Origin of the sequence: Cupriavidus yeoncheonensis (assembly GCF_905397275.1) — a bacterium.
GTDB lineage: Bacteria > Pseudomonadota > Gammaproteobacteria > Burkholderiales > Burkholderiaceae > Cupriavidus > Cupriavidus yeoncheonensis.
In genome coordinates this window covers 149,049-164,809 of sequence record NZ_CAJPUY010000008.1, presented here as the reverse complement: position 1 = coordinate 164,809, position 15,761 = coordinate 149,049, and the positions used below count along the sequence as shown (strand labels likewise).

At 65.8% G+C, this 15,761-nt stretch carries 16 protein-coding genes; 14 read left to right on the top strand and 2 right to left on the bottom strand.

The window, feature by feature from the left end; all coding sequences use genetic code 11:
- Window positions 1–54: 54 nt before the first annotated feature.
- The 4 genes from KHO22_RS12945 to KHO22_RS12930 all read left to right on the top strand — a co-directional run bounded on the left by KHO22_RS12945 (window position 55) and on the right by KHO22_RS12930 (window position 3,908).
- Complete coding sequence (locus tag KHO22_RS12945) at window positions 55–882, top strand: class I SAM-dependent methyltransferase (RefSeq protein WP_211947536.1); 828 nt, start codon at window positions 55–57, stop codon at window positions 880–882.
- 154 nt (window positions 883–1,036) lie between these two features.
- Window positions 1,037–2,374: a DUF1214 domain-containing protein gene (locus tag KHO22_RS12940; RefSeq protein ID WP_211947535.1), complete on the top strand. Its 1,338-nt coding sequence runs from the start codon at window positions 1,037–1,039 to the stop codon at window positions 2,372–2,374.
- 206 nt (window positions 2,375–2,580) lie between these two features.
- Window positions 2,581–2,946 (top strand): hypothetical protein, encoded by a 366-nt coding sequence (locus KHO22_RS12935; RefSeq protein ID WP_211947534.1) that lies wholly within the window; start codon window positions 2,581–2,583, stop codon window positions 2,944–2,946.
- 95 nt (window positions 2,947–3,041) lie between these two features.
- The gene (locus tag KHO22_RS12930) at window positions 3,042–3,908 is read left to right on the top strand and encodes a LysR family transcriptional regulator (RefSeq protein ID WP_211947533.1); all 867 of its coding nucleotides are present in this window, start codon (window positions 3,042–3,044) and stop codon (window positions 3,906–3,908) included.
- 15 nt (window positions 3,909–3,923) lie between these two features.
- On the opposite strand, the gene KHO22_RS12925 is transcribed toward KHO22_RS12930, so the two are convergent.
- Window positions 3,924–4,163: a hypothetical protein gene (locus KHO22_RS12925; protein ID WP_211947532.1), complete on the bottom strand. Its 240-nt coding sequence runs from the start codon at window positions 4,161–4,163 to the stop codon at window positions 3,924–3,926.
- A gap of 196 nt (window positions 4,164–4,359) precedes the next feature.
- Here KHO22_RS12925 and KHO22_RS32845 point away from each other — a divergent pair, with 196 nt between their 5' ends.
- From KHO22_RS32845 to KHO22_RS12875, 10 genes are all read left to right on the top strand, one after another.
- Window positions 4,360–4,608, top strand: a complete 249-nt coding sequence (locus tag KHO22_RS32845) for a DUF4160 domain-containing protein (RefSeq protein WP_211947531.1) — start codon at window positions 4,360–4,362, stop codon at window positions 4,606–4,608.
- A complete protein-coding gene (locus tag KHO22_RS12915) occupies window positions 4,595–5,014 on the top strand; it encodes a DUF2442 domain-containing protein (RefSeq protein ID WP_211947530.1) in 420 nt (139 codons plus the stop codon). Before KHO22_RS32845 ends, KHO22_RS12915 begins: the two co-directional genes overlap by 14 nt.
- Window positions 5,015–5,141: 127 nt before the next feature.
- A complete protein-coding gene (locus tag KHO22_RS12910) occupies window positions 5,142–6,299 on the top strand; it encodes an acyl-CoA dehydrogenase family protein (RefSeq protein ID WP_211947529.1) in 1,158 nt (385 codons plus the stop codon).
- Between the two features lie 4 nt (window positions 6,300–6,303).
- Window positions 6,304–6,564 (top strand): hypothetical protein, encoded by a 261-nt coding sequence (locus tag KHO22_RS12905; RefSeq protein ID WP_211947528.1) that lies wholly within the window; start codon window positions 6,304–6,306, stop codon window positions 6,562–6,564.
- Window positions 6,565–6,708: 144 nt separating this feature from the next.
- Window positions 6,709–7,977, top strand: a complete 1,269-nt coding sequence (locus tag KHO22_RS12900; protein ID WP_211947527.1) for a TolC family protein — start codon at window positions 6,709–6,711, stop codon at window positions 7,975–7,977.
- Window positions 7,961–9,169, top strand: coding sequence for an efflux RND transporter periplasmic adaptor subunit (locus KHO22_RS12895; RefSeq protein WP_211947526.1), 1,209 nt, complete (start codon window positions 7,961–7,963; stop codon window positions 9,167–9,169). The genes KHO22_RS12900 and KHO22_RS12895 overlap by 17 nt, the downstream gene beginning before the upstream one ends.
- A gap of 13 nt (window positions 9,170–9,182) precedes the next feature.
- Entirely contained in the window at window positions 9,183–12,302 is a 3,120-nt protein-coding gene (locus tag KHO22_RS12890) for an efflux RND transporter permease subunit (protein WP_211947525.1), read from the top strand.
- A gap of 281 nt (window positions 12,303–12,583) precedes the next feature.
- On the top strand, window positions 12,584–13,165 hold the full coding sequence (locus tag KHO22_RS12885) for a hypothetical protein (RefSeq protein WP_211947524.1): 582 nt from the start codon (window positions 12,584–12,586) through the stop codon (window positions 13,163–13,165).
- 83 nt (window positions 13,166–13,248) lie between these two features.
- Complete coding sequence (locus KHO22_RS12880; RefSeq protein ID WP_211947523.1) at window positions 13,249–13,452, top strand: CsbD family protein; 204 nt, start codon at window positions 13,249–13,251, stop codon at window positions 13,450–13,452.
- A 196-nt stretch (window positions 13,453–13,648) separates the two neighbouring features.
- Window positions 13,649–15,067: a sensor histidine kinase gene (locus KHO22_RS12875; RefSeq protein WP_211947522.1), complete on the top strand. Its 1,419-nt coding sequence runs from the start codon at window positions 13,649–13,651 to the stop codon at window positions 15,065–15,067.
- 74 nt (window positions 15,068–15,141) lie between these two features.
- Here KHO22_RS12875 and KHO22_RS12870 read toward each other — a convergent pair whose 3' ends face one another.
- Entirely contained in the window at window positions 15,142–15,639 is a 498-nt protein-coding gene (locus KHO22_RS12870) for an acyl-CoA thioesterase (RefSeq protein WP_211947521.1), read from the bottom strand.
- Window positions 15,640–15,761: the final 122 nt, after the last annotated feature.

Below are 15,761 nucleotides of genomic sequence, written 5' to 3'. Positions count from 1 at the left end.
AGAACGGGCGGCAGTCCAGCGCCCCGCAGCGACTTTTCGCCAAGGGAGGGTGCAATGGATCACACGGGGGAGAGTTTTCGTGATTTCGAGCTGGCCGGCTGGGAAGATCCCGGCGTTGTCAGCCGCTACCACGAGCAGCTCACGGTTGTCACCACGCAATCGATCGACGCCTTGCTGGACAGTGCCCAGGTGGCCAGCGGCCAGCGCGTGCTTGACGTCGCCAGCGGCGCCGGCTATGTCGCAGCGGCGGCGTCGCGTCGCGGTGCCGACACCATCGGCATCGATTTCTCCACCGCTCAGGTGGAGCTGGCGCGCAAGACACATCCGGGCCTGCGATTCGAGCAGGCCGATGCCCAGGACCTGCCGTTCGAAGCCGGCAGCTTCGATGCCGTGGTCAATGGCTTTGGCATGTGCCACCTGACCGACCCTGACCAGGCCCTGCGCGAAGCCTTTCGCGTGCTGCGTCCCGGCGGTCGCATCGGCTTCACGGTGTGGGACGCGCCGGAACGGGCCATCGGTTTCGGCGCGGTGTACGCCGCGATCCGGGCCTATGGTTCGATGGATGTGGGCCTGCCGGCCGGTCCCAACTTCTTCCAGTTCAGCGATCCGTCGCAATGCATCGGCGCTTTGCAGGGCGCGGGCTTCACCGCCGCGGCATGCCGCCAGGTGCCGCAGCAGTGGCGCTTCTCCACGCCGGACCAGCTCTTTGACGCGCTGGCGCAAGGCACGGTGCGCGCCGCGGCCACGCTGCGCGCGCAAAGCCCCAAGGCGCGCGACGAGATCCGTGCCGTGCTGCGCGGCACGGTGGCGTCCTACATGAAAGGCAACGACTTTGTCGTGCCGATGCCGGCGGTGCTGGCATGGGCGGTCAAGCCTGCATAGTGCCGAGGGGTAGGCGCGGCGGCCGCACATTCCTTCGGGGTTGCGGCTGCGCAGCATTATGTTTTATCGCGCACATTGAGGTGCAATCGGACGTTGCGCGGTGGCGCAAGCTGGCGCAATCTGTCGGGTCCCGAGCCATCAGCTGGAGATGCGCATGCGACCTCACGCCGCCCTGTTGTCCATCACGGTTGCCGCGTTGCTGTCGGCGTGCGCGCACAAGCAGCAAGCCTCTGCGCCGCCGCCCGATGCCGCCGCCGACCAGGAAGTCGCAGATGCCTATGTCTACCTGCTCGGGCGCCTGCTGGTACTGCGCCAGGAGCAGATCGATTTCCAGAAGGAGGGTTTTCGCTGGAACGAGATGCTGCACCGCGACGTCGGCGGTGTGAGCTGGGCCAACCCGAACCTGGACGTGTTGTATAGCGAGGCATGGATCGGTGTGGACGAGCGCACCTGCATGGTCTTCAGCGTGCCGCTGATCAAGGGGCGCTACTACACCGTGCAGTTCCTCAACGGCTGGGGCGAGACCGTCGCCAACATCAACGAGCGCAACTATCCGCAGCGGGGGGCTGCCCGCTACGGCCTCTGCCTGAAAGGTGCCAGCGTGCAGCTGCAGCCCGATGTGCGCCGTATCGACCTGCCTGGCAGGACGGCACGGGTCCTGGCGCGCGTGGAGATCGGCAAGAACCGCAAGCAGGCCGTGCAGCTGCAGCGCCAGATTCAGATCCGCATGACGGGCACGCCGAACATCGCTCCGGTGCCGGTCACGCCGGAGTTCGCCAATACGCGGCTGCCCGGGGTGGAGGCGTTCGATGCGGCGGCCGTGGCGCTCGATTCGGAGCCCGATATCAATCCTGGCATGGAGCCGTTGCAGGCCCGGGTGCGGCAGATCGCGGCGGAGGTGGAGGCCAGTCCGGCCCAGCGCGAACGTGTCGACCGCGTGATCCGGGACAAGGCCATTCCGCAGTTCATGCAGTCCATGACCACGGAAATCGGGACGCCGCGCGACGGCTGGACGCGCCCGGCGGTCATCGGCCAGTACGGCAGCGACTACAAGGCGCGGACACGCGTCAATTTCAGCGGTATCTGGGCCAATACCGCGGAAGAGGTTGTGTACTTCCAGGGCGCCACAGATGGCGAGGGAAGCCGGCTCAATGGCGCCAACGCCTACACCATGACGTTCCCGAAGGCGGATCTTCCGGCTGCCCACGTGCGGTATTTCTGGTCCGTGATCGCGGTCGACACTGTCAATTTCCACGTGATGGAGAACCCCAGGAAGCGGTACCTGCTCAACAAGGAATCGCGCCTGCAATATGGCAAGGACGGTTCGCTGACACTGTACTTCGCCCCGACGAAGCCGGCCGGCGCACCGGACGGCAACTGGCTGCCCACTCCGGGCGGGCAGGACTACCACCTGACCTTCCGCACCTATGGGCCGGATGCCGCGCTGACCGGTGGCAACTGGTACCCGCCGCCCCTGGTGCGCAGCCGTTAGCGTCATCAAATACCGATTGTTGGCCCGCGGCCAACACCGCAAACGGCGCCTGTTGGCGCCGTTCGTTCTTTTCGGCTCCGGCGAGTGGCGCAATGGGCGCCGCGCGGGCCGTCGGGCGCGTGGCATGGTCGTTGCGGATTGAGCGTCGAGCGCAGCCCAGTGCTCGATGTCCCAACCGGAGCGATGGCTCCCCCTGGAGAACCGTGATGACGACCCCTTCCGAATCCCGAGGCGAGCCGCCGAGCGCCCGTACCGTACTGCGCCGGGCACGGCGCACCATGATCCTGCTGCGTGTGCTGGGGCTGTGCGCCAACAGCGTGGCGCTGGCGCAGGGCACCTTGCCCACGCCATCCGCCGTCACCCCCGAACAGAAGTTTCCGCCGGGCTACCTGGAATCCGTCGCCACCGGCTACGACAACGGTCAGGCCATGCCTGCAGCCGAAGGCATGGCGCCGGTTCGCGTGCCGCAAGCCGGGATGACGCGTGTCGAACTGCCAGGCGTGCCGCCACCGATGGGCCAGCCGCGCGCCGTGAGGACAGCCGCGCCCGCGCCTGCCGCGCCGGCAAGGTAAGTGGCGCACGCGATGCGCAAGGGGCATGGTAAGGTTGGCAGACACGCCGCTGTGCGGCCCATGGCACTCCACCGGTCCAGCCCGCTTCGCTTCGCATGGATATCGAACTTGCCCGCACTTTCCTCCAGGTGGTACGGACCGGCAGCCTGCTCGCGGCGGCCGACAAGCTGCATGTGACGCAGACCGCCGTCACCGCTCGCATCAAGAGCCTGGAAGCGCAGCTCAACAGCAGGCTGTTCGACCGCAACAAGGCCGGTGCCAGACTCACCGCCGATGGCCAGCGTTTCCTTGGCTATGCCAGCCAGCTCGTGCAGACGTGGGAAGCGGCGTGCCGCGACCTGCCACTGCCCGCAGGGCTGGGCAGCATGCTGACGTTCGGCGCGGAGATCAGCCTGGGCAATCCGCTGGTGCTGTTGTGGGCCACCCGCCTGCGCCAGCAGATGCCCGACCATGCGGTGCGCGCCGAAGTCGGCGATGGCACGGAGCTGCAGCGCAAGCTGCAGTCTGGCACGCTCGACGCCGCGCTGGTCTACCAGCCGGAGTACGCCGCCGGCATGCACGTCGAGCAGCTGATGGAGGAAAAGCTGATCCAGATCCGTTCCACGCAGCGCGCCGGATCCTATGTGTATGTCGACTGGGGCCCGGAATTCCGCCGGCAGCACGACAGCGCGCTGCCGGGCTACGCCAGGTCGTCGCTGTACTTCAACCTCGGTCCGCTGGCGCTGCAGTACATCCTGCAATACGGCGGCAGCGGGTACTTCCGCACGCGGGTCGTGCAGAGCTATCTGGACAGCGGCGTGCTGGAACGCGTGGAGGACGCGTCGGAATTCTCGTATCCGGTGTTCCTCGTCCACGCCGAATCACCGGGGCGCCAGGCCCTGGACGACGCGGTCCGGATTCTCCACGACATCGTGCGTGAAGAATCGGACTGGTCGCAACGCTGGGACTTTCCGCAGTCTTGAAGGCCGTTGTCCCGCTCAGGCGCGGACCGGCACCACGTGGAGTACAGGATGGGCAGCCGGCAGGATGCGCATCCGGCGAATGCGCCTGCCGCCACCCCGGCGCCTGTCTGTCGCGGCCCCGAGCCCGGCGTAGCGGCCATGCGGCTGGGCGCGTTCGAATACCGGTTCCGGCACGGCCATCGCGATCAGGTACGTCACGGTGGCGCCAAGCGCCATCAGGCCGAGTGCACCGGCGATCCACAAGGCAACTTCCATTTCCCGCTCCATCTTGAATGTCTTGTATGCATCCAGTATCGGTGGGGGCGAGTGGATTGATTAGTGAAAGTTATCTCTATTTCATATCAATAAAGTTGCATTGAATGGGTTGTTGTCTGATGGCAGCCCCGGCAGGGGCGAACTACGATCGCGCAACGATCCAATAACCCAACCAGTTTGGGTTTGCTACAATCGAATGCCGACCGTCTTTCTGCTATCCGACCTGCGCGTGGTCATCTGTCCGAACGATCATCGGCCCGCGCATGTGCATGTCATCGGGAAAGGATGCGAGGCCGTGTTCCACTTGCATTGCCCGTCCGGGCCGCCCCAGCTGCGAGGGAACTACGACTTTGGCGCGCGCGACCTGATACGGATCATCGAGGGATTGAGCGCCCGCCTGACTGACTTGTGCACGGAATGGAGAACCATCCATGGTCCTGACTGATGCTGAAATCGCTGCCGCCAACGCACGTGGCGCTGCACGAAAAGCTGCAAATCCGGCGGTGCTCTCCGTGCGCTATCACCGGCGCGTGGGACGCGTGGTGATTTGCCTGTCTTCAGGCCTCGAGCTGGCATTTCCACCCGCGGCGGTGCAGGGCCTTGAGCACGCGCGGCCGGCCGATCTTGTCGACGCGCAGATCAGTCCTTCCGGCCTGGGCATCCGTTTCCCACGGCTCGATGCCGATCTGTACCTGCCAGCCCTGCTTGAGGGGTTTCTTGGCTCGCGGCGGTGGATGGCGGCCGAAATGGGCCGGCGCGGCGGCGCCAGTGCCAGCGCCGATAAGGCAGCTGCCGCCAGGCGCAATGGCCGGCTTGGCGGCCGCCCGCGCAAGGTGGCCGCGCAAGCCTAGCGGTCTTCAGCGGCTGCCGGCGCCAGCACCCCGCGCCGAAAAATCATCCTTTCCGACGAACCTGACGCCGGCCGCAAGGCCGACACTGGACCGATTCCGTCAGCAAAACGAGAAAGGAGACAACCCCATGCAACGCCTCATCTTCGACGCCGAACACGAGAGCTTCCGCGAGTCCGCGCGCCGTTTCTACCAGCGCGAAGTCGGCCCGCACGGCGAGCGCTGGCGCGAGCAGGGCTGCGTGGACCGCGACGTGTTCCGCAAGGCCGGCGAGCAGGGCTACCTGCTGATGTGGGCGGACGAGCAATACGGCGGCGCCGGCGTGGACGATTTCCGTTACGAGCAGATCCTGATCGAAGAGAACGCGCGCCATGGCGATTCGGGCTTCTTCGGCACGCTGCATTCGCGGCTGGTGGCGCCTTATGTCGGCCGCATCGGCAACGAGGAGCAGCGCCAGCGGTTCCTGCCGGGCGCCGCGCGCGGCGAGAAGATCTTTGCCATTGCCATGACCGAGCCCCAGACCGGGTCGGATCTGGCCGGCATCCGCACCCGCGCCGAGGACAGGGGCGACCATTGGGTGCTCAACGGCGCCAAGACCTATATCTCGAACGGGCAGCTTGCCGACTACGTGGTGGTGGTCGCGCGCACCGACCCCGAGCGCAGCCACGGGCTGGGCCTGTTCATCGTCGAGCGCGACATGCCGGGCTTCGAACGCGGGCGCAAGCTGCGCAAGATGGGCCTGCATTCGCAGGACACCTCCGAACTCTTCTTCGACAACGTCAAGGTGCCGAAGGCCAACGTGCTGGGCGAGCCCGGCCAGGGCTTCCGCTACCTGACGCGACACCTGGCCGAGGAACGGCTGATCGGCGCCTGCGGCTACATGGCGTCGGCGCAGGTGGCGTTCGACATCACGCTGGACTACGTGAAGGAGCGCAAGGCGTTCGGCCGGGCCATCGGCACGTTCCAGGATTCGCGCTTCCGGCTGGCGGCGCTGCGCGCCCAGCTCGACGCCCTGCAAACCTTCGTCGACCAGTGCGTGCTGCAGCACAATGCCGGCACGCTGACCGTCGAGACCGCGGCTTCGGCCAAGCTGCTGACTTCGGAGTTGCAGGGGCGCGTGGTCGACGAGGGCGTGCAATTCCATGGCGGCGCCGGCTATATGGAGGAGTACCGCATCTGCCGCATGTACACCGATGCGCGTATCTCCCGGATCTATGCGGGCAGCAGCGAAATCATGAAGGAAATCATCGGCAGAAGCCTGGGCCTGGACGACCGGGCCAAGGCCTAGTGGTATGACCAAAGCGAAATGCACTCATGTGGTGCATTTCGCATTTGAGGCATTGGGGTTTTCCCTCGATCTGGTGTTATCGCCGCAGTTAGCGCGTTTTTTTGTCAGGATGAAAGCGCTTTGTAATCCGATTCGGGTTGAATGCGGGCGGGAGATCGTGCGCAAGTACCGGACAAGGCGGAAAAACACGCTGCAGGGACGCGCCAGGCGACGAAATATCGTCAGTTCGGTGCACCAATTGGCGGGCACGGTCGTTTACCTTTGACTGTTGTCGAACGAGCCAGACTGAATCGTGCCTTTTCCTGTTTCAAGAGCTACTGCTGCCGCCATCCTGGCTGCCGTGGCCGGCCTGACGGCCCCGCTGGCAGCCCAGGGCGCCAGCCAGCCGCTCCCTCCCGACGGGCCCTGCATGCCGCCCCCTCCCAAGGCCAGCCTGACGCTGGCCCAGGCGCGCCAGGACGCGTTGCGCTGCAACCGCGACATCATCGCGGCGCGCCGCGGTGAGGAAGCCAGCCAGGCGGATATCCAGATCGCGTCGCAGCGGCCGAACCCCGTGCTGAGCGTGGGCGTGCAGAACATCAACCCGCACGCGGGTGTCGGCTCGGGCAACCTGCGCAGCAAGACTGTCGATTCGACCTTCCGCATCGACCAGCTGGTCGAAACCGCCAACAAGGGCAACCTGCGCAAGGACGCCGCGCAGAAGGCGAGCGTAGCAGCCGGCGAGGCAGTGCAGGCCGTGGTCGCGCAGCAGACCGGCGCGGTCGAGCAGGCGTTCTACGATGCCGTGGTCAGCCAGGACCGTGTGCAGGTGCTGACCGAGACCGTGTCGCTCTATACCCGCACGCAACAGGCCAATGAGACGCGCCTGAAAGCAGGCGATGTCTCCCGCGCCGACGTGACCAAGCTCCAGCTCGACAACCTGCGTGCGCAGAACGATATGCGGCAGGCCATGGCCGACCATATGCGCGACAAGGCGCAGCTGGCGCAGGCCATGGGCGTGCCGGGCACGCTGGCCGACAATCGCCTGGTGCCGGACTGGCCGTCGCTCGACGAGCCGACGCCGCCCGTCGATCCGGATATCGCGCAGCGCCGCCCGGACGTGACCGCGGCCGAGGCCCGGCTGGCCGCCGCCGCTTCGGTGCGCGACCTGGCCCGCGCCGGCCGCGTGCCCGACGTGACCGTGGGCGCGCAGTACGAGCATTACCCGATTTCAGAAGCCAACACGAACGGCAGCGGCAACAGCTACGGCGTCTTTGTCTCCATTCCGCTGTTCGTGCGCCACAGCAATGGCGGCGAGGCGCGCCGCGCCGAGGTCGACTACTACGCCGCGCTCGACGACCGCAACCGGGTGCTGCTCGAGGCGCAGAACGAAGTCGAGCGCCTGCGCAACCAGCTCGAAGCCGCGCGCCTGTCGCTCAGGCAGATGCGCGAGTCGGTCGTGCCCGCCGCCGAATCGGTCGCCGGAAGCGCCGAGTTTGCCTATACCAAGGGCGCAACCGGCGTGCTCGACCTGCTCGATGCGCGCCGCGCGCTGCGCCAGACCCGACTGGATGCCACCAATGCACAGGGCGACTACGCCAAGGCCTTGTCCGCATACCGCACGGCGTTGCAGTCCTCCACCACTCCCGTCAGCTCCATCCCGAATTCCCAGGTCCGTACCGATGCGCCGCGCCCCTAATCTGCTGTCCGAAGTGTTCCGAGTTTCCCGTGCCGGCATGCCCGCGCGCGTGGCCGCCTTGACCCTGTGCGCGCTGGCGCTTGCCGCATGCGGCAAGGACGAAGCGCCCAAGGCCGATGACGAGCCCAAGGTGAGCGGCGAGACTGTCCAGTTCCCGGCCAGCGTGAAGGTGCTGCCGGGCATCGCAGGCGAAGCCGCCCGCACCGGCGGACAGCGCATGCTGAGCCTGCCGGGCCGCCTGGTGTGGAACGAGGACAAGACCGTGCGCGTGTCCACGCCGTTTGCCGGCCGCGTGACCGAAATCCTGGTTCAGCCGGGCACCACGGTGAAGGCCGGCCAGCCGCTGGCCAGGCTGACCTCGTCGGACTTCGGCGTGGCCCAGGCCGATGCGCGCAAGGCCGCCGCCGACAACGCGGTTGCCGCCAAGGCGCTGTCGCGCCAGCGTGAACTGTATAACGCCGGCGTGATCGCCCAGAAGGACCTGGAGCAGGCCCAGGGCGACGCCGCGCGCTCGGCCGCCGACCTGCAGCGCACCCAGGCCGCCTTGCGGCAGTATGGCGGCGCGGCCGGCGACGGTGCCAACCGCTTCGCCCTGCGCAGCCCGATCGACGGACTGGTGGTGGAACGCAATATCAACCCCGGCATGGAGCTGCGCCCTGATCAGCCACCCACCGCGCCGCTGTTCCTGGTGACCGACCCGACCACGCTGTGGGCGCAGGTCGATGCCGGCGAGGCCGACCTGGGCCTGTTCAAGCCCGGCGTGACCGTGCAGTTGCTCTCCGCCGCCTATCCGGGCGAGACCTTCCCGGGCACCGTGGTGAAGATCGCCGACTATGTCGACCCGACTTCGCGCAGCATCAAGGTGCGCCTGGCCGTGCCCAACGCCGACCGCAGGCTCAAGGCCGAGATGTTCGTGACGGCGCGGCTGCAGGCCGCTTCGTTCGAGGGCATCGCCGTGCCGTCCAAGGCGGTGTTCCTGGCCGATAACCGCAACTATGTGTTCGTGCGCACGGCGCCCAACACCTTCGTGCGCCGTCCGGTGAAGCTGGGCGTGTCGTTGCCCGGCGTCAGCGAGGTGATCGACGGTATCAAGGACGGCGAGACCGTGGTGACCGAGGGCAACCTGTACCTGCAGGACATCCTGCGCGACGCCACCGCCGTCAACAAGGCGCGCGCTGCGGCCAAGCAATAAGGACGGCCGCCAGATGATTTCGCGTATTGTCAATTTTGCCCTGCACCAGAAATTGTTCGTCTGGCTGGGCCTGCTGATCTTCGTGGGTGGCGGCCTGGCCGCCTTCAAGAACCTGCCGATCGAGGCCTTCCCGGATGTATCCGACATCCAGGTCAACATCATCACGCTCTACCCCGGCCGCGCGGCGGAAGAAGTGGAGCGCCAGGTGACCATCCCGATCGAAACCGCGATGGCGGGCACGCCCAATTCGGTGCGCGTGTTCTCGCACACGCAGTTCGGCCTGTCGTTCATGATGGTGACCTTCAACGACAAGGCCACCGACGTGACCGCGCGCCAGCAGATCCTGGAACGCCTGCGCGGCGTGGACCTGCCTGACGGCGTGCACCCGGACCTGGCCCCGCTGTCCACCGCAATCGGCGAGATCTACCGCTTCCGGCTGACCGGCAAGGGCTACACAGCGCAGGAACTGCGCACGCTGCAGGACTGGGTGGTCGAGAAGAACATGCGGCAGGTGCCCGGCGTGGCGGACGTGGTCACCATCGGCGGCACCACCAAGCAGTACGAGGTGAACCCGAACCTGGCGCGCATGCGCGACGCCAAGATCTCGCTGTCGCAGCTGTTCACCGCGCTGCAGCGTGCCAACTCCAACGCCGGCGGCGGTGCCGTGGCGCACGGCCGCCAGCAGTTCCTGCTGCGCTCGCTGGGCAGCTTCCGGACGTCGGCGGACATCGCCAATGTGGTGGTGGCCGAGAACAACGGCACGCCGATCCTGGTCAAGGATATCGCCGAGGTGAAGATCGGCGCGGCGCCCCCGCAGGGCCTGATGGGACAGGACGACGAAGACGACATCGTCTCGGGCATCGTGGTGATGCGCAAGGGCGAGAACCCGTCGCTGGTGCTGGAATCGCTCAAGAAGAAGATCGATCTGCTCGACGACCAGATCCTGCCCAAGGGCGTGAAGATCGTGCCGTACTACGACCGCTCCACGCTGATCGACAAGACGCTGCACACGGTGTTCGGCAACCTGGTGGAAGGCGCGCTGCTGGTGATGGCGGTGCTCTACCTGTTCCTGGCCAACGTGCGCGCGGCGGCCATCGTGGCGCTGGTGATCCCGCTGGCGCTGCTGTCCACCTTCATCGGACTGACCTGGGTCGGCATCCCGGCCAACCTGCTGTCATTGGGCGCGATGGACTTCGGTATCATCGTCGACGGCGCGGTGATCGTGGTCGAGAACATCTTCAAGCGTCTGGGCGAGCTGAAGGAACAGCAGATCCAGGACAGCAAGGCGCGGCTCTACGCGATCCTGCAGGCCACCACGGAAGTGGGCCGGCCGACCGTGTTCTCGATGGTGATCATCATCGCCGCGCACATCCCGATCTTCACGCTGCAGCGGCACGAAGGGAAGATCTTCGCGCCGATGGCCTATACCGTGACGGGCGCGCTGATCGGTTCGCTGATCATCTCGCTGACGCTGGTGCCGTTGCTGTGCCACCTGCTGCTGAAGAAGAACATTGCGCACGACGACAACTTCGTGGTGCGCCACTGCAAGCGGCTGTACGAGCCGATGCTGGCCTGGGCGCTCGACCACAAGAAGATGGTGGTGGGCGTGGCGCTGGGCCTGCTGGTGGCGACGGTTGGCGTGGGCAAGTTCCTGGGCAGCGAGTTCCTGCCTGAACTCGACGAAGGCTCGATGTGGGTCAGCTTCGACCTGCCGGCCTCGGTTTCGATCGACGAGGCGCGCGACCAGGCGCGCAAGCTGCGCGGCGTGATCCGCAAGACGCAGGAAGTCAACACGACGATTTCCAAGGTGGGGCGCCCCGACGACGGTACCGATCCGAAGCTGATCAACACCGTGGAAATTCTTGTCGACCTGAAGAACGACAAGCAATGGCGCGCGGGCTACGACAAGCGCAAGATCATCGAGGAGATCAACCACAACCTGCGCGAGCTGCCGGGCATCGAGCCCAACTTCTCGCAGCCGGTGCGTGACAACATCCTGGAGAGCATCTCGCAGATCAAGGGCCAGATCGTCATCAAGGTGCAGAGCGACAGCCTCGTGCACAACAAGCAGGTGGCGGACCAGATCCTGGCAAACGTGCAGTCGGTCAAGGGCGTGATGCGCGCCTTTATCGACCGTGACGGCGAACTGCCGCAGTACGTGCTCGACTTCGACCGCGCCCAGGCCGCGCGCTACGGCATCAACGTGGCTGACGTGCAGGACCTGATGGAAACCGCGCTGGCCGGCAAGGCCGCCACCGAGCTGTGGGAAGGTGAAAAACACTTCAGCGTGGCCGTGCGCCTGAAGCCGTCGGAGCGCGAGCTGCCGAACCTGCCTAACATCTTCATGCAGACGGCCGATGGCGCGCAGGTACCGCTGTCGCAGCTGGTGACGTTCCGTGCCGCCTCGGGCGCCATGAACATCAGCCGCGAGAACGGCCAGCGCACCACCTCCATCGGCATCTTCATCCACGACCGCGACATGGGCAGCGTGGTGAAGGACATGCAGGCGCTGGTGAAGAAGAACGTGAATGCCGAGGACGTCAAGATCAGCTGGTCGGGCGAGTTCGAGAACCAGGAACGCGCCATGGCACGGCTGTCGATCGTGGTGCCGCTGTCGGTGCTGGTGATCTTCCTGCTGCTGTTCAATGCGTTCAAGTCGTTCAAGAGCGCCACGCTGATCATCTCGAACATCCCGTTCGCGCTGATCGGCGGCGTGTTCGCGCTGTTCCTGACGGGCATTCCGCTGTCGGTGTCGGCGGCCATCGGTTTCATCGCACTGTTCGGGCAGGCCGTGCTGAACGGCGTGGTGATGGTGACGTACTTCAACCAGCTGCGCGATGAAGGCATGCCGGTGCGCCAGGCCGTGCTGACCGGCTCCATGGACCGCCTGCGCACGGTGCTGATGACGGCGCTGCTGGCCATGCTGGGCCTGTTCCCGATGGCGATCTCGCGCGCCATCGGCTCGGAAACCCAGCGCCCGCTCGCCATCGTCATCATCGGCGGCCTGATCACCGCCACGATGCTGACGCTGATCGTGCTGCCCACGCTGTACGAGTGGATGGTCGGCCGCAACTGGCCGGACGAGGAAGTCGACGAGCCGAACAACCGCTTGTCGGAATCACTGTCCTCCTGATGTAACAGGCAACAAAGGCCCGTCCCCCCGAGGACGGGCCTTCTGCTTTCAGGGCATGGAATTGCCATGCCGCTCATCGCCGGATCGCCTCCCGGGCGCCTCCATCTCCCCCCGCCGCGCCTTTCTCCTGTCGGAATCCTCTGACGTCTCTTTCGGAACCCCACTCCTGCAGGACCCGCAGCACAGAACCTACGCTGAACACATGCAGCAGGGCGGCCTGAGGTAACGGCTGCCCGCTGCGACGGCAATCCCGCCAATCATTTACGTGGAAGGAGCCCGACATGATGAAGAAATGGCTGTCAGCAGCAGTGTGTTCGATGATGGTTGCCGTCCCGGCAAGCTATGTCATGGCCCAGACCCATCCAGCCGGGTCGAAGGCCGACTACGACGCCGCGGTCAAGCAGGCCGACGACAATTACAAGGCAGCCAAGGGCAAGTGCGATGGCATGAGCGGTAACGCCAAGGACGTGTGCAAGGCCGAGGCCAAGCGCGACCATGACGTCGCCAAGGCCGACGCCGAGGCCAGGCGCGACGGTACGGAAAAGGCGCATGCCAAGGCCATGAAGACCAAGGCCGATCGCGACTACGACGTCGCCAAGGAGATGTGCGACGACAAGTCCGGCAATGACAAGGACGTGTGCAAGAAGGACGCCAAGACCGCGCATGAGAAGGCGCTGGGTGAAGCCAAGGTAGACAAGGCGGCCGCGACCGGTACGCGCACCGATGTCGCCGAGGCGCGCCGCGATGCCCGCAAGGACACCACTGACGCCGCCTACAAGGCCGACAAGGAGCGTTGCGACGCCATGACCGGCGACAGCAAGGACAAGTGCGTGGCCGATGTGAAGGCCAAGTACGCGCGCTAAGCCGTCCGGAACGCGACGCCGGCATCCGTCCACCCTCGCGCAACATTGACGACCGAAACATCGACGATCACTAGGAGTACCGCATGAACTGGGAACAGATCGAAGGCAAGTGGGAGCAGGCCAAGGGCAAGGTCAAGGAAAAGTGGGGCAAGCTCACCGATGACGATATCACGCAGATCAACGGCAAGCGCGACCAGCTCGCCGGCCGGATCCGCGAGCGCTACGGCTACACGAAGGAGCGCGCCGAAGAGGAGATGAAGGCCTGGGAAAACGACGTGCGCTGGTAAGCGTCGACAGGCCTGACCAGGGCGGCGGCCGGGTGCGCAAGCACCGGCCGCCGCCCTGGCGTTTTGGGAACCCCCAGGTAGTAGGGAGTGCGTTAAGCGCACGTTAGCTCTGAATGCAATCAAATGATGCACGCCGCAAGCAGCCGCGACTTAACATGTCAAGTTGCTTCGGGGACACTCCCTTATCGCGCCACGCATGTACGCCGTCCTGCCCGCCTTCGTCTCGTCCACCTTTCTCGGTTACGGCCTCTATGTGCTGGTGACCAAGGGCGTGACGCGCGTGTCGGCGTCGTTCTTCCTGCTGTGCGTGACCACCTTCGCCTGGCAGGGGACCTGGGTGTTCCTGTTCCAGGCCGAGCATCCCGACGTGGCCACGCTGCTCGCGCGGCTTGGCTACCTGTTCATCCTGTTCCTGCCGACGACGTACTACCACTTCATCGCCGAGGTGACGGAGCGGCGCCAGGAGCGGCCGATCCTGCTCGCGTCCTATGGCATGAGCCTGTTGCTGGCCATGCTGCTGCTGTCCAGCAACCAGGTGGTGGCGGGCTACTACACCTACTTCTTCGGTGAATACCCGAAGGCCGGGCCGCTGCATCCGCTGCATCTCCTGCAGACGGTACTGGTGGCGATGCGCAGCGCCTGGATCCTGGTCGAAGCCCGCCAGAACGCGACCGCGGAACGCCGCAAGCGCTACAACCTGTGCCTCGTGGCGGTGCTGCTCTACTCGCTGGCGGCCGTGGACTACGCGGCGAACTACGGCTATGCCTTCTACCCTCCTGGTGTGGTGTTCGTGGCGCTGAGCCTCGGCATTCTCGCGGTCAGCGTGGTGCGCTACGACCTGATGCACCCGTATTCGCTGGCCGCCACGGTGGCCCATGAAGTGCGCACGCCGCTCGCTTCCATCCGCATGCAGGCACAGGAGATGGCGCGGACCTGGCCCGAGGTGCTCCAGGGCTACCGTCTTGCCGTGGAACATGGGCTGTGCGAAGACCGCATGCGTCCCGGGCAACTCGAGCGGGTGTCCAGCCTGGTGGGCGCGATCACCCGCGAGGTGGACGGCACCAGCACGGTCATCGACATGGCGCTGGCCTCCGTCACGCTGGAGCGCCTGGACCGCAGCACCTTCGCGCCGCACGGCATCGGCGACTGCGTGCGCGCCGCGCTCGATCGCTATCCGTTCCAGGGCGACGACCGCGCCCGCGTGCAGGTGCGCGGCATCGACGATGCCTGGCGTTTCGTGGGCTCGGACACGCTGCTGGTGTATGTGCTGTTCAACCTGCTGAAGAATGCGCTGCACGCGATCCGCGTGCGCGGCGACGGGGATATCGACATTGTCGGCTCGGCCGACGGCCCCTACCACGTGGTGCGCTTTCGCGACACCGGCTCCGGCATTGCGCCCAACGTCCTGCCGCGCATCTTCGATCCGTTCTTCTCCACCAAGGCGCATGGCACTGGCGCCGGGCTGGGACTGGCGTTCTGCCGTCGAGCCATCGAGTCGTTTGGCGGGCGCATCGAGTGCGAGTCCGTGGCCGGCTCGCATACCACCTTCACGCTGCGGCTGCCGCGCTTCACGCCCATGGCGGACGGGCACCTGCGCGTCAGCGCCGCCGGCTGACCCGGTCCGGCGACGCTGGACTTGCGCTGCAGCCCCTGGCCCTGGAGGCCGCGGGCTGCGATACCTAACTGGCCTTAACTGGCCAGGGCCGGCAGGACCAGTTCATATTCCTTGACGCGCTCGATGATGCCGTGCGGGAAGCGGCTGATCCGCTTGTCCTTGTCGGCAAAGACGATCTGCTGGTACCCCAGCGAAACCGGCTTGCCGCCGACGCAGAAGCGGAACAACAGGTATGCCGAGCACTGCTTGACCTGGAAGGTGTTCAGGTAGCAATCCACGCGCTGGAACGGGAACGTCTCCTCGACATACTCCTGGTGCGCGCGCTTGGTCACGAAGACGCCGCCGGTGGCCAGCAGGTTGTCATGGATGCATTCGTGGAACCAGCGTTCGCGGCAGATGCCCTGCCATTCGAAGTAGCGGGCGAAGTACGTGTTCATGAAGGCATTGGAATCCTTGAGATAGATATCGATGGCATGGTGGAACGTCTTCTGCGGGGGTGTCTCCAGCAGGTCCTGCGTCAGCATGGCAGTACCGCGGTTCAGCACTTGGGGGATCACGTCTCGCATCAACATGGATTGACTCCGGGAATGACTGCAAAGCGGCAGTCGCGCATGCCCCGGGGAAGGTCGGGGCATAACGCATTCTGGCCGCTTGCCGCATCGAGTAGGCGCGAGGATGTGGTGCCTTTGGCGCT